This is a genomic window from Chitinophaga sp. YR627, assembly GCF_900114995.1.
Classification (GTDB): Bacteria; Bacteroidota; Bacteroidia; order Chitinophagales; family Chitinophagaceae; genus Chitinophaga.
Genome location: NZ_FOUX01000007.1, coordinates 377,008 through 392,344, shown reverse-complemented (window position 1 = coordinate 392,344; position 15,337 = coordinate 377,008). Strand labels below are relative to the sequence as shown.

Annotated in this window: 11 protein-coding genes; 6 read left to right on the top strand and 5 right to left on the bottom strand. The window is 44.4% G+C overall.

Annotated elements, in window-relative coordinates:
• The first annotated feature begins 39 nt into the window (after positions 1-39).
• Positions 40-945, top strand: a complete 906-nt coding sequence (locus tag BMZ72_RS33750) for a helix-turn-helix domain-containing protein (protein WP_089815500.1) — start codon at positions 40-42, stop codon at positions 943-945.
• Between the two features lie 97 nt (positions 946-1,042).
• Here BMZ72_RS33750 and BMZ72_RS33745 read toward each other — a convergent pair whose 3' ends face one another.
• Entirely contained in the window at positions 1,043-1,444 is a 402-nt protein-coding gene (locus BMZ72_RS33745; RefSeq protein WP_089815499.1) for a hypothetical protein, read from the bottom strand.
• A gap of 341 nt (positions 1,445-1,785) precedes the next feature.
• On the opposite strand from BMZ72_RS33745, the gene BMZ72_RS33740 reads away from it, so the two are divergent.
• Positions 1,786-2,481 (top strand): peroxiredoxin-like family protein, encoded by a 696-nt coding sequence (locus BMZ72_RS33740; RefSeq protein ID WP_089815497.1) that lies wholly within the window; start codon positions 1,786-1,788, stop codon positions 2,479-2,481.
• 20 nt (positions 2,482-2,501) lie between these two features.
• Here the strand turns inward: BMZ72_RS33740 and BMZ72_RS33735 are convergent, their stop codons facing one another.
• Genes BMZ72_RS33735 through BMZ72_RS33725 form a run of 3 tightly spaced genes read right to left on the bottom strand, consistent with a single transcriptional unit; the run spans position 2,502 to position 6,221 of the window.
• On the bottom strand, positions 2,502-3,773 hold the full coding sequence (locus BMZ72_RS33735; protein WP_089815496.1) for a mandelate racemase/muconate lactonizing enzyme family protein: 1,272 nt from the start codon (positions 3,771-3,773) through the stop codon (positions 2,502-2,504).
• Positions 3,760-5,322, bottom strand: a complete 1,563-nt coding sequence (locus BMZ72_RS33730) for a gluconokinase (protein WP_089815494.1) — start codon at positions 5,320-5,322, stop codon at positions 3,760-3,762. The genes BMZ72_RS33735 and BMZ72_RS33730 overlap by 14 nt, the downstream gene beginning before the upstream one ends.
• Before the next feature lie 8 nt (positions 5,323-5,330).
• Complete coding sequence (locus BMZ72_RS33725; protein WP_089815492.1) at positions 5,331-6,221, bottom strand: helix-turn-helix transcriptional regulator; 891 nt, start codon at positions 6,219-6,221, stop codon at positions 5,331-5,333.
• A gap of 147 nt (positions 6,222-6,368) precedes the next feature.
• On the opposite strand from BMZ72_RS33725, the gene BMZ72_RS33720 reads away from it, so the two are divergent.
• From BMZ72_RS33720 to BMZ72_RS33705, 4 genes are all read left to right on the top strand, one after another.
• Positions 6,369-9,539: a SusC/RagA family TonB-linked outer membrane protein gene (locus BMZ72_RS33720; RefSeq protein WP_089815491.1), complete on the top strand. Its 3,171-nt coding sequence runs from the start codon at positions 6,369-6,371 to the stop codon at positions 9,537-9,539.
• Positions 9,540-9,550: 11 nt separating this feature from the next.
• Positions 9,551-11,080 (top strand): SusD/RagB family nutrient-binding outer membrane lipoprotein, encoded by a 1,530-nt coding sequence (locus tag BMZ72_RS33715; RefSeq protein WP_089815489.1) that lies wholly within the window; start codon positions 9,551-9,553, stop codon positions 11,078-11,080.
• A gap of 12 nt (positions 11,081-11,092) precedes the next feature.
• On the top strand, positions 11,093-12,814 hold the full coding sequence (locus BMZ72_RS33710; RefSeq protein ID WP_089815487.1) for an IlvD/Edd family dehydratase: 1,722 nt from the start codon (positions 11,093-11,095) through the stop codon (positions 12,812-12,814).
• Between the two features lie 296 nt (positions 12,815-13,110).
• Complete coding sequence (locus BMZ72_RS33705) at positions 13,111-14,391, top strand: MFS transporter (protein ID WP_089815486.1); 1,281 nt, start codon at positions 13,111-13,113, stop codon at positions 14,389-14,391.
• A gap of 301 nt (positions 14,392-14,692) precedes the next feature.
• On the opposite strand, the gene BMZ72_RS33700 is transcribed toward BMZ72_RS33705, so the two are convergent.
• Entirely contained in the window at positions 14,693-15,298 is a 606-nt protein-coding gene (locus BMZ72_RS33700) for a hypothetical protein (RefSeq protein WP_089815484.1), read from the bottom strand.
• Positions 15,299-15,337 lie beyond the last annotated feature (39 nt).

Sequence of the window (15,337 nt, the reverse complement as noted above, 5' to 3'; positions counted from 1 at the left end):
TACCTGCCTCTATCTTTGATCTTTATCGTAAATTTATATATGCCAAAGTCAGAACATGAGGAACTACAGCAAACCAGGATGAGCTGGATGCCGGAAAACCTGAAACGGGACATAGGTCAATTCAACGTCTTTCTGTTGAAAGACCCGGACGGCCCGGTGGTCAATTGTCAACCGTATGACCGAAAAGGGTATTACAAAATCAGTATCCTGAATGGACATACGAGGCTGTATTATGCTGATAAATCACTGGAAGTACAGAAAAGCGCCCTGCTATTCACCAATCCCAATATACCTTATGCATGGGAGCATGTCGGCGAAGACCAATCGGGCTATTTCAGTGTGTTTACCGAAACCTTTTTTGATCAGTTCGGACATATCCGGGATTATCCTGTATTTAAACCAGGTAACACCCCCCTATTTGAGCTACTTCCCGAACAGACGACTCATATAACAGGCATATTTAAGAAAATGCATGACGAGATCAACTCCGACTATACCTACAAATACGATCTGTTACGTAACCTTGTCATGGAGCTCATCCACTGTGCACTTAAAATGGAACCCGCTACCGGCCAACAATACAATAAATCAAACGGTACCCTACGGGTTGCATCTATGTTTACCGAGTTACTGGAGCGCCAGTTTCCCATAGAATCTCCTATGCAGCGTATCAACTTTCGTTACCCAGCAGAATTTGCCACACAGCTTTCCGTTCATGTCAATAGTCTGAACCGGGCGCTGAAAGAAATCACCGGTAAAACTACCTCTCAACTTATTGCAGAACGTATTACACAGGAAGCACGTGGTTTACTGAAGCATACAGACTGGAACATATCAGAAATTTCCTGGTGTCTGGGATTTGAAGAGCCGCCTCATTTTATCAACTTCTTTAAGAAGAATGAACACCTGACACCCAAGTCTTTCCGCCGGACAAAGAACATTTAAAACTTTCAATATATAAACCAGAAAAGGCGTCCCGTAAAAAACGGACGCCTTTTCATTAGCTTTAGGGTACTGCACCCTGGAACTCAATTATATGAATCTATTCTTCGTCAAAAAACCAATCAAGCAAATCCTCTCTCCCATCCTCAAATGTATCCTTCCAGTCATCAGCTTCATCCAGCAGTTCTCTTGACACAGTCAGCGACTCATGAATTGGCTCATAATCCGAATAATCATATTTCGACCAGATCTTTTTGATCTCCTTGAAATACTTTTTAATCAATTTCTCTGTGTCATCATCTTCCCCGTAAGCAATAAGGAATGCGGTCCAGTCATACACACGCTCCTTTTCCTTCAGTTTATCTGCTTCACGAATGAGGTATATTCCAAGATCATAGGAATACATCAATTTCAATGGTGGCTCATCTTTCCGCAACGGAGAACCAAAATCGATATAGATCTTCTTGTCCAGCGGATCAAACGTGTTGGTCTTATATAGCATACAGGTCTCCAATCAATTGAATCTTCTTTTCGTTTGTTGTGCCTATTTTATCAACCAGGTTAATTCCTTCTTCTACCAGGCTTTCAATTTCCCACATGGACATGATGATAGGGTTTAAGGGGTTAATTTGAAAGCAAGATATAAACCATTTATATCTAAAGCAACCAGGTATGAAGATCTGCCGGATATCAGGTCTTGCTCTATCTATAGCCGGCGGACATACCGTGGGAAATATTGACAATGAAACGGGAAATACAGATAGCTCAATAAGTAACAAACACATTTATCTTTGGTATAAAACAGAGTCTCTGTCAAGATTACCGAACTAAATATGTCTTAAAATGAAAGGTTTTACAAAAGAATGCGTCAAATCAATTGCTATAGCACTAGCTATAGCATCTACAACAACCACAATGTCTAATGCCCAGACTACATCGATGCAGTCCTCGTCGATGAAAAATACAACAGCATCATACCAGATGCCTTATTCAACACCGCAAAAGCCGGAAGATATCAGTCCTTTACTTAACGGGGAAAAGATTCCCAAAGCGATATTAACTGATGTATCTGGAAAGAAATTCGACCTCAATAAAGCGGTATCAGAAAAACCGACCGTCCTGATATTCTATCGGGGTGGCTGGTGTCCTTACTGCTCCAGACAACTTTCAGGATTACAACAGGCTGCACCAGAACTGGAAAAGCTTGGATACCAGTTGATCGCAATAAGTACTGACACCCCGGAAGAACTTATGCAATCTGCCACAAAAGAGAAACTGGATTATAAGTTACTTTCCGACGCTGACCTCTCGTTATCCAAACAATTTGGGATTGCATACAAAGCGCCCGAAGCATATTGGAATATGCTTCCAAAAACAACCGGTGGTATGGATACAGAGTTACTGCTTCCAGTGCCGTCAGTATTTATACTGGACAAAAGTGGTACAATCCATTTCGAGTATATCAACCCCGATTTTAAACAAAGATTAAGTCCTGATCTGCTAAAAGTCGTAGCCAACAGCATCAGAAAGGATCTTTAAGTATGCTTACGAAGCTACAACTATTCAAAAAAAGGCATCCCTGGCACCGCATACTTCTTCATTCCCGACTCATTGATCTCGACACCAATACCTGGTTTTTCTGAGACGGTGATATATCCTTTTTTCACCCATTCACCATCATAGGATACAATTTCCCGAAACATTGGTTGGGAATGGAAGTAACGCTGCCACTCTAGGATCATGAAATTAGGCACTGCGGCACAAACATGTACTGAAGCCATAGCGCCCAGAAACGACGCTACCATGTGTGGTGCAAAAGGAATATAATACAAGTTAGCCAGATTGGCTATCCGCTGTCCCTCCCCCAATCCGCCACACTTTTGCAGGTCCGGCATTACAATATCAACTGCGCCTATCTCCAGCATTCGCCTGAAACCATAGGCCAGGTATTGATTCTCCCCTACGCATATAGGGGTCGTGGTAGAATCGGCAATAAGTTTATACACCTCAATATTTTCAGCCGGCACGGGCTCTTCCAGCCACATCAGATTCAGGGGCTCCAATCGTTTTGCGATGGCATGGGCAGTTACCGCATCATAACGTCCGTGCATATCTGCGCAAATATCGATGTTTGGCCCTACTGCCTGCCGTGCAGCTGCCAGCTGGTCATACATACGTTGTAATTCCGCTGCATTAGCCGTCCAGTTATATCGGTCATATTTATTAGGATCGTTTGCCTGATCAAGATCAAATTTGATCGCATTGAATCCCATTTTTTTTGCATCAAGCGCTGCTTCAGCAAAATCAGTGGCGGTCGGCAGATTATATTGATACAATGCCGTATCGCAATAAACCCGCACTTTATCACGGAATTTGCCCCCAAGCAATTGGTATACAGGCAACCCTAAGGCTTTGCCCGCCAGATCCCACAATGCCGTTTCTATAGCGGATAATACGGCTACGTACATACCCGACTGAGCCCCCTGGAAGAAGCCCGATTTACGGATATCTTCAAACAAACGGTGTACATTCAAAGGACTTTGCCCTTCTATCCGCGCCCCAAGGATCTTTACAAGGTAATAAGTTCCGGCGACAGCATCCACTGCTTCGCCGCAACCCCAGATATCCTGATTGGTGTAGATCTTAACAAACAGGCTACCACGGATATAACCACATTTTACCGCTGTGATCTTAAGACTGGAAGGAGAAGATACTTTAGGTATGCGATCAATCGCCCTTTCATAACCCTGCCCGAAAATAGATAAAGGCGACAACGTGGCGGCAATTGCGGCTTGTGATATAAAAGATCTTCTTGAATTATGGTTTCTCATTTATATGTATTTTAGAGGGATGAGCATACTTCTGCTGCAGATTTCCGATAGCTTCGAATTCGTCGGACAACTTAGTAGTCAACTTCTCAAAGATGCGGAAGTAATCCGCATATATCCCATGATGCTGCCTGTTGGGTTTAAAAACATTGGAAAATTCCGCCGGTTTCGTGGAAACATCATCCAGTGATTTATATATCCCCATTTCAGTAGCACTCAATAAATAAGCGCCGAAGCTAACACTATGAAATTGTTGCCTTACCTGGACCGGTTTATTGAATATATCGGCAATTAACTGGCTACAAAAAGGAATCGTGCCAAAACTGCCGTTGACCGAAAGGCTTTCAATAGAACGATGCTCGCCTAGCGCCTTACCAATACTGTAGATTTCATATAAAATCCCTTCTATCGTAGCACGGATAAAATGTTTACGCTCATGATTGATATTAAGGCCGAAATAAGCACCGCGCGCATTTGCATTCCAGATCGGTGCACGTTCACCTAACAGGTAGGGCATGAATAAGAGTCCGTCTGATCCTGGCGACACATTAGCCGCTTCCTCCAGCAATTTCTGCATACTCTGCTCCATATCAAACTGACTGATAAATTCACCAAAATGCCTGGTGAACCATTCAAAAATATTCCCCCCGTTATTGGTTGGCCCACCTGATATATAAAAATTATCAGTAAGCAAATAATTAAAGAATCGCATTTGTTTATCTTTCAATACGGTTGGCCCTATTACCCGCACGGCTCCACTATCTTCAATCGTGATACTCGCTTTTTGCTCCCCTTTCATAATGCCATCTCCTAATGTAGCCAGACAACCATCGCTGGAGCCAATGAGGATTTTTGTATCTGGCTGTAGGCCTAATGACTGTTGATACGCCTTTTTCAATTTTCCCACAGCCGCAAATACAGGAACTACTGGCACTAATTGCTCCGCCGTAATACCGGAATATGCTAACGCATCATCTTCCCAGTCCACCTTATGAATGTTCAGCAATCCTGTGGCCGATGCAATACTATAGTCAATCATATACTCCCCGGTGAGCTGATGAATGATATAGCTTTTGATAGACAGAAACTTACTGGTCAGCTTGAATCTCTCCTCATCACGGTCCCGGATCCATGCAATTTTCACCAACGGAGACATGGGATGTATAGGCGTCCCTGTTTCCTCATACAGCTTTCTTCCCATAGTTGAGTTACGCAGTTCCTGTGCTTCTTGTTTTGCGCGGTTATCTGCCCAGGTAATGGCATGACCTAATGGATTCCCTTTCATATCGACAGCAAGCACGCTGTGCATAGATCCGCAAAAACATATACTGGCAACCTTATACTTTCTCGGATGTACATATTCATTTAAAATGTTTTTCAACACATATAAGGTTGTAATAAATATCTGCTCAGGGTCTTGCTCACTATAGTCAGGTTGGGCATGAAATGTAGGATAGCGCCCTTTCATCGATCCTATAACATTGCCATCAAGGTCATATACAAACACCCATATTCCATAAGTTCCTAACTCAACTGTTATGATGCAATTCATATCTACAACTATTTTATATTACGCAAATGATTTTTTCGAAATTCACTTGGACGATAACCTGTCAGCTTCTTAAAAGTGGTAGAAAAATGTTGTGAAGAATAAAAGCCGGTATCAAGTGCGATATCAGTCACAGTGACATCGGTCCGCTTCAATAATCTGATCGCTTCTGAAATGCGGATATTGATCAGGTAACTAATTGGCGAAAAACCCGAGTAACTTTTAACCTTTTCCGTGAACAAAGTGGTGCCCATACCTACGAGTCCTGCCATTTCTTCAACTGTCCACTGATGTGAAAGGTCCTGACGCAACAACACTTCCAGGTCCGTAAAGGCTTGGGGAAAATCACGTGGGGAACGCGTCTGGCGCGTCACTTTACGGGCAACCTGTATCAATAATTCATCTATATGCTGATTAATGCGCGTCTGGTAAGCCACTTCCATCCCGATCAACTCCGTATAAATACTTTTAATAATATTACATACTTCACTGAACCGGCTCAATGCAGGTAGATTGTTCAAACATAATATTTTGCCAATGGCGGTGGCTTCAGCGTCGGACAACGCGCTCCATTCACCTGGTTGTATATGACCGTTATCCAGCTTTTGCACGGTCACTTGTATCCATATATAGGAGCCAATCGCAAGTATGTTGTTCTCTGCGCCTAATGCAATACCAGGCATTATCAGCGCTACATCACCGGGATAGAACACATACAGTTGCTGGTTAATGTGCCATTCAAAACGGCCTTCTGTTATATGGTAGATGCGTAATCCTTCTGCAGTTGTTACCGGAAAGCTATCAGGCTGAATGGAACCATTCTTCTTCATGCCTAACTCCAGAATATGCGGGAACAACAACAGCTCTACAGATTTACCGTATTGTAGCACAAATTGATTCATATAGGTTATGTATAGGCATACATAAAGTAAGGAAATTTGTTCAACCTATACGTACAAAATTCAACGCTGTTTTATTTTGGAAGTTTTTATCTGTAATACCGGATAATTTGGTACTTCCAAAGATTCCTCACCACACCAATTTGCGTTATGAAAAAGTACTTCTACGGCAGTGCCCCCCGTCTTGCCGGGCCGTGGCTGCTTCTTATTTTAAATCTGATTGTCTCCTACACCTATGCACAAACTGTGACCGGAACGATTGCTGACGAGAAAGGCATAAAATTGCCCGGGGTTTCTGTAGTAGTAAAAGGAAGCTCCATCGGCACCACTTCCGATAGCACGGGCAGATACAGTATTGCTGCAGCCAACAACGCCACGCTGGTTTTTACTTCTGTAGGTTTTAAAACAACAGAAGTAAAGGTAACGGAACGCAGGGTAATAAATGTAGCCATGTCCATTGACAACCAAAACCTGGGTGAGGTGATTGTAACGGCGCTTGGCATTAAAAAACAGGCGCGTAGCCTGGGATATGCCGCCACCAGTGTTAAGCCGGAAGAAATAAGCGTAAACCGTAGTAGTAATGTGATGAATGCCTTGCAGGGTAAGGTAGCCGGAGTAAATATCTCTTCGCTTGGCACAGGTCCGGGCGGTACTTCCAAGATCCGCATCCGGGGCCAGTCGTCTATTTCAGGACAGAACAATCCATTAATAGTCATTAATGGAGTTCCGGTCGACAATACCAATTTCAACGATAATATCACTGGCGTAAAAGGTGGGGGTGTGTTTTCAGATGGCGGCGACGGATTGTCAAGTATTAATCCTGATGATATTGAAAACATGACTATATTGAAAGGCGCACCTGCATCCGCGCTGTATGGCTCCCGCGCCAAAGACGGCGTAATCATGATCACGACAAGAACAAAAGGGAATACAAGAGGTATCGGCGTTACTTATAATCTGAACTATACCAACGATACTCCACTCGATTTTACTGACTATCAAAAAGAATACGGACAGGGTGAAAATGGCGTCCGGCCCACATCACCAAATCCGACCTCCGGGCAATGGTCGTTTGGGGAAAAATTTGCTCCGGGAATGACGCAAATCCTTTTCGATAACTTAACAGTTCCCTATGAACCACAACCTAGCCGCATAAAAGAATTTTATCGTCATGGTCAGAATATTGCTAATACAGTTGCCTTTGAAAGTAGTAATGATAAAGGTGGCTTCCGGTTATCGCTCAATAATACCCAAAACAGGGGGATCATGCCCAACAACACCTTTAATCGCAAATCGATGAACCTTGGGTTTAGTTATAATCTTTCAGCGCAATTTTTGATATCCGGTAACATAAATTATTCCCGGGAAATCAATAAAAACCCACCCAATATAGCTAATCAGGACAATTCAATTCCTACTACGCTGATGGCCATGTCTACCTCCATGCCGCTGCATGTGCTGGATGAAAATAAATACAATTCAGCCGGCAATGAATACAATTGGTCAAGGTTTACTAACCGCACCAACCCCTATTGGGTAATGGCAGAACAATTCCATAACATTAAGCGGGACCGTATCTTCGGTAACGTCACCCTAAAATACAACCTCCGGCCATGGCTCAGCGTACAAGGTCGGTTTGGACAGGACTACTGGTCCAGGGACGAAGACGTAAATAACTTCCCAACCGGTCAGGCTTCCCGGGCAGCCGCACCGCCAGGATTTGTAAATGGCCTGTATACCCAGGAATCGCGGCGATTCCGGGAAACTAACCTTGACTTCCTGATAAATGCGAATAAAAAATTCGGTGAGATAGAAGTAAACATAAATGCTGGCGGTAACCGTATGCGTAAGCGGACTGACGCCAACAATGTTGTAGTAACAGACTTCATCACCAGAGGTATATATACTGTACAAAACGGACGTTCCAAAGACCCGGTTTATACGCTTATAGAACAGGGGGTAAACTCATTGTACAGTTCCGCTGAAATAAATTTCAAGCAGACTTTATACCTCACCGGTACCTTACGAAATGATTGGTTCTCCACCCTGTCGCCAGAAAACCGGAGTATTTTGTATCCATCTGTATCCGGTAGTTATATTTTTTCAGAACATCTGCCTCATGTCAGTTGGCTGAATTTTGGTAAACTGCGGTTAGGATATGCCGAAGTAGGCAGCGATGGAGATGTTGCGCCATATTCTAATCAGCTGTTCTATACACCCAATGCTAATTTCATCAGCAACCCCAACGGACAGGCAGTGCCCGTTGGCACCAGCAACATCAGTAATAACGTTACCGGCACTACATTACCAAACGCAAATCTAAAACCTAGCAGAGTAGCTGAAGTCGAAGCCGGCCTGGAAATGAGGCTATTCGATAGCCGTGTTAATATCGATCTGGCAGCGTACCGCAAAATCACAAGTGACCAGATAGTACTGGTACAGATCTCAGATGCGTCGGGATATCTTAACAGACCAATCAACAGTGGTAAAAGTCGTAATCATGGTTTTGAAGCCGTACTAAACCTGGTACCGGTAAGAAGTCTTAACTGGAACTGGGAATTTACTGCAAATACCTCCTATAATATCACAAAAGTACTAAGTATCATCACGGATAAACCAGGCGAACGTATCACTACCGGTACACACGTCTTCAACGGAGAAACAAGGCACGTGGTAGGTCAAGAAATAGGCCAGATTGCTGGCTATGGTTATGCGTATAATGATAAGGGACAACAAATATTCCAGTCAAATGGCTTACCCCAACGTACGTCCGACTTCCTTTTATTTGGCAGCGCATTGCCCAAATGGGTCGGCGGCTTCTTAAACACAGTCAACTATAAAGGATTCAGACTAAGCGTCTTTATCGATTATAAACTGGGTAATAAATTACTGTCAGGCACCAACTTCAATGCAATAAGACATGGACTACACAAAAAAACGCTGGAAGGACGTGAAGGCGGTGTGAAGGGCGTAGGTGTAGATGCCAGTGGTAATCCCAATAATGCTGTAGCGGCAGCACAGACCTACTGGGAACATCTTCGCTCACAACAGATCATTGCTGCTGTTGTATATAATGGCGGTTACTGGAAGCTACGGCAGATCTCACTAGGTTATGATTTCACCAGGCATCTCCCGGCAGGATGGCCTGTAAAAAGTATGAAGCTGGATCTCGTTGGCAATAATGTACTACTCTTAAAGAAATGGGTTGATAACATTGACCCTGAAACGTTTGGCTTTGGCTCCGATAATCAGATCGGGCTGGAATCACCCGGACTACCCACAACCCGTAGTCTTGGATTGAATTTGAACATTAAATTTTAACAGCCTCCATTATGAAAAAGATTTTTTTTCCAATCATCATATCATTTTTCTTTGTTGCCTGTGATAAAGGCTTAAGCGATCTGAACGTCAACGAAACCAATTCTACCTCGCTTGATCCGATCCTGTTGCTGAACCAGGCTATCATCAACACGTCCTTCCCTGTAAAATCCCTGGTATTCGATGTCGGAGTCGTACAGCAGATGGTATCTCCTAATGGTGGCGTACTCGCCGGCGCAAATTTCAACCAGGACAGTCGCGATGTAACTACCCAGCCACTGTGGACCGCTTACTATCAAAGCGTGATAAAAAATACATATGATGCACTTGTCCGGTCAAAGGACCTTGCCAATCGTAGTAACATGTACAATATGGCCCGCATTTACCAGACATATGTTTTTATGATACTTACCGACGAATATGGAGACATTCCTTATCTGGAAGCTGGTGCCGGTTTTAGTACGGGCGTACTATTCCCCGTATATGACCGCCAGCAGGACATTTATCCATTGCTTATACAGGAACTCACAGAGGCCGCGGCAGCACTCAATACTACTGCTGTTATCGAAACCGGCGACATATTATATGCTGGCAATATAACCAGGTGGAAAAAATTCGCTTACTCTCTGCTATTGCGTGCCGGTATGCGGTTGAGTAAAGTAGATGCGGCGAAAGCGCAAAGCACCGTGCAGTCCGCCATAGCAGGCGGCGTGATCACTGATAATGCAGACAACGCATATATAAGACATGATGCCAATTATACCCAACCTATTGGCAATACACTTAACGGAGGTGAGGCTGCTAATTTTTACCTCGCTAAGCCATTTGCGGACCAGCTAAAAAACACGAATGATCCGCGATTATCAGCAATTGCCATCAGATATGTAGGCGCCACCAGCGGAGCAGGACAAACTGCTGCTGCCGGTACGAGCGATCCTGCGAGACAAATTGGTATGCCTATCGGCAAAGACAATGGCACCATCGGTGCCGCTGCAACGGCCGACGGTCTGGCTAGTTTTTATGACTATAGTCAGGTTGACAGGCGCAGATTGCTCAAAACGTTTTCACCCGTGTTTCTTGTAACGGCAGCGCAGACCAACCTATTGCTGGCAGAAGCGCGTTTCCGGGGTTGGATCACCATGGGTACCGCTGCTCAATACTTCTCTGACGGCATTAGAGCTCATATGGATCAGATGGTAGTATATGACGTTAATTCAGCTATTAAAGCGGAAGACCGTGAAAATTATATAGCAGCCCATCCGCTTACAGCCGGTAATGAATTGGAGCAGATCAATACGCAATATTGGATTGCCTCCTTTCTGAATGGACCAGAAGCGTTTGCTAATTTCAGAAGAAGTGGCTTCCCCGAACTTTCGCCTAATCCCTATGGACAACCTGGGAATCCTGACGTACCTAATGGTACCTTCATCAGGCGACTGACCTATCCAACATCTGAACTAAGCGTAAATAGTGAAAATGTAAATGCGGCCATTTCAAGGCAGGGACCTGATAAGTTAAGTACAAGAATCTGGTGGGATAAGTGAAAAATGGCGGCAATGAATAAACAGAAAAAGCTAAGAAGCTCCGACTGGTTCGGCAAACAGGATAAAATGGGCTTTGTACACCGGTCCTGGTTCCGCAATCAGGGTTATCCCGATGATTATTTCGTTAACAGGCCGATTATCGGGATCTGTAATACCTGGAGTGAGCTCACTCCCTGCAATGGCCATCTTCGCGAAATAGCCGAAGTGGTAAAGCGCGGAGTGCTGGAGGCAGGAGGTGTTCCATTTGAATTTCCGGTTACATCACTCGGAGAAACGGTCATGCGACCAACCACAATGCTGTTTCGTAACCTGACCAGTATGGACGTGGAAGAAACAATCCGCGCCAATCCCATAGATGGAGTGGTATTACTGACGGGCTGTGACAAAACCACACCAAGCACAATCATGGGCGCCTGCAGTGTCGATCTCCCTACGATTGTAATACCAGGTGGCGCTATGCTCAATGGGCACTTCCGGGGTGAATGTATTGGGAGCGGTTCTTTCAACTGGATGATAAAAGAAAAACTGGGAGTGGAAAATTACACGATGCAGGACATTCAGGAAGTGGAAACCGGCGTAGCGCGCAGTCAGGGCCACTGTATGACCATGGGCACTGCCAGTACGATGGCCTGTATGTCAGAATCCCTCGGCATAACGTTACCCGGTGCGGCAGCTATTCCTGCTGTAGATGCGCGCAAGAAACTGCTGGCTCAATTAAGTGGCCGGCGCATTGTGGAGATGGTAAAAGAGGATCTGAGACTCTCCCGTATACTTACCAGGAATGCGTTTGAAAATGCAATAGTCGTAAATTCTGCAATTGGCGGCTCTACAAATTTTATTATTCATTTGCTGGCAATTGCCGGCCGGATCGGAATTCCACTTGCACTTAAAGATTTTGATATCATCGGCAGTAAAATCCCTCTTCTGGTTAACCTGAAGCCATCAGGAAAATTTCTGATGGAGGACTTTTATTATGCAGGTGGCCTGCCGGCAGTTGTACGCGAAATGCAACCATATCTGAAATCAGATGTATTAACCGTTAATGGAAAAAGCCTCATAGATAATTGCGCCATCGCCCCCTGTTATAACACGGATGTAATTGCTACACTGCAGTCTCCATTGCAGTCGGAGGCAGGTATGGTTGTGCTTAAAGGCAACTTATGTGAGCATGGGGCTATTATTAAACCCGCCGCTGCATCTACTCATTTACTAAAACACCGGGGACGGGCAGTCGTATTTGAAAGTATAGAAGATTATACCGCTCGCATCGACCATCCGGACCTGGATATTGATGAACAATGTGTGATTGTTCTGAAAGGCGTTGGACCAGTGGGTTATCCAGGGATGCCTGAAGTTGGAAATGTAGATCTACCGATGAAACTCCTGCAAAAAGGCGTTAAAGATATGGTGCGCATTTCAGATGGCCGCATGAGTGGTACTGCAGGAGGTACGGTAATATTACATATATCCCCGGAATCATCAATAGGAGGTACGCTGGCCTTAGTACGTAATGGAGATATAATAGAGCTGGACGTGGCTAACCGAAGACTCCATCTTGATATTACTGATGAAGAACTCGCTGCACGGAAGGCTAATTGGCAGCCCCCCCCTCCTATGGCAATCCGTGGTTATGTAAAATTTTATATTGATCACGTGCAACAGGCACACCTGGGCGCCGACCTGGATATACTACGCAATGGCTCCGGGGCCGAAGTTGTCAGGGATCTTCATTGACTTTGAAATACCTAAATTGTGAAATACATATTTAGGTTCGACTAATTCTGTAAATTTCTCTACATGGTCAGGATATGCGTCACTCGGAGAGATTGATGGTATTTTGTCCGCTGCATGTATCTAAGGCGTACGTTTGTACTAATTTAATTTATGATACAAGATTTTTTTGTAATTTAATCCTGCGCGGCTTCTATTGTCCGGAGAATTGAATGTGAGATCCGCCTTGATACAGAGACAAATCATACACGTTAAGAAACCCGATACCTGACCTATAATACTGTCCAAAAACCACGTATATGCAAAACATTCAAAGTAATAAGTTATTCTGGGCAAGCTGCCTGGCATTATTAGTGACCTCCCTTTCCTTTGGTATCCGCGCAGGAATGATGAACCAGTTAGGGGTCGATTTTCAGTTAAACGCGACTCAGTTGGGTACTATTACGGCTACCGCCTTTTGGGGGTTTCCGCTGGCCATGGTCGTCGGTGGTTTTATAGTCGACGTCATAGGTATGAAACGACTGCTCGTGCTTGCTTTTGTTTTTCACCTGGCCGGCATTGCACTTACCATTTTTGCCCAGGGTTACTGGACGCTGTTTTTCTCTACCTTACTGATTGGTATTGCCAATGGCACAGTAGAGGCGGCCTGTAATCCGCTGGTAGCAACACTTTATCCAAAGGAAAAGACAACCAGGTTGAACTACTTTCACCTTTGGTTTCCGGGCGGTATTGTGATCGGCACGCTGGTGGTTACTTTGTTTGTTAAACTCAATCTGGGCTGGCAATTGCAGGTGGCTACCATGCTGATACCTACTCTGATCTATGGATATTTGTTTTCAAGGCTCGATTTCCCACCTACTGAAAGGGTTTCATCCGGTTATTCCAGTGGTGATATGTACGCGGCAGTATTTACACCGCTTTTTATCTTCATGTTCGTCTGCATGCTGATGACTGCCATCACCGAACTTTTCACCGGTCAGTGGATTGGTCTGCTGCTAAAAAACGTCACAGACAATGCACTTTTGCTCCTGACCTTAACGACTGGTATTATGGTTGTGGGCAGAGCCTTCGCTAAGCCGATCGTTAAAAAGCTGGAACCACAGGGCGTACTCTTGTTTTCCGCTATTTTCGCTGCCGCAGGCCTTTATATGCTGAGTACATTTACAGGCAGCTCTGTATTCTTCGCCGCGCTGATCTTCGGTACTGGCGTATGCTACTTCTGGCCAACGATGATCGGTTTTGTTGCCGAAAACATCCCACAGTCCGGAGCACTCGGGCTTAACCTGCTGGGAGGAGCCGGGATGTTTGCCGTATCCATATATACTATGTTTATGGGAGGATTTTATGATGGTTTGATTGTTAAGCATCTGCCGGCAGGCACCAGCCTCGCCACCTATGCGACGGCCACGGAGGGGAGTCCCGAAGCTGCAATGTTAAACGAGGCGAAAAATCTTGCAGGCCCTGAGGTATTGAAGATCACTGTAGTGCTGCCAGTTATCCTGATTGTCGCGTTTACTTTCCTGGTAGTTTACATGAGATCCAGAAAGGCCAGACAAATGACCAGCGCCCAAACTATTTAAAAAAGCTGACAGCTTATATATACAGATGCCCGGCTTCAGTTTGAAGCCGGGCATCTGTATTCATTAGTATTATATGCTTACTTTAGTTCGTGAATGATTAATCACACACGAAAACCATGTTACTTCATATAAATAGCGGTCATTATAAAGCCCAAAAATCGATGCCGGGATATTTATTGATGCCAATAATCAGCTGATGAAAAAAACCTTCTGCTCACAAAAAACGTCCTTCCAGGCATCCCCTTAAAAGCCGCATTCTTCGACAGGATACAGACAATCCGGATATATAAAAAAAGTACATTTAGAAGGATAGATTATACTGTCCATACAGCGCTTTATTTTCAATGCTCTTTGCGAAATTAGGCGTCTCTTCACGATTATGGGCATCGGATGCCTCTTGTCTGGCTTTGGCCGCATCCTTCAGGCTAATTCCATGTTCTTTAATGAAATTCAGGAACTCCGGTGTTGCCGTCGCGTGAATGGTATTAGTGTATCGCGTTGTATTGTCGTCTACACGTTCAGCTCTGAGTTCCCAAAGCACCTGTACTTTTGATCTTCCGCCAGCAGTAATCGTATCCGACACGGAAAGCATTCGGCAATAATCAGGTCGATGAACGATGGCAACATAATGTTGCACCACAAGTGCATTCCCTATAGTTTCCACATTGATAGACATGGGTTCACCATCGAAGGTAGAAGTTACTCCGGCAGCTATGTGATTTACTGAACAGCGTTGATATTCAGCATCCGGCAAATTTAAAAGCCAGTCTGCGATATCTACTTTTTCAATAGGGGCATTGATGATTGCGCTTACCGAGGATTCGGAAAGTGCATTTTCAACGGTTTGTTTAATTTCTGTAATAGCAACATATGGCTGTTCCAATGCTCGTGTTAATATTGCGTTCATACTCATTTCGTGTTTAAAGTGCTAAATATATTATCAATC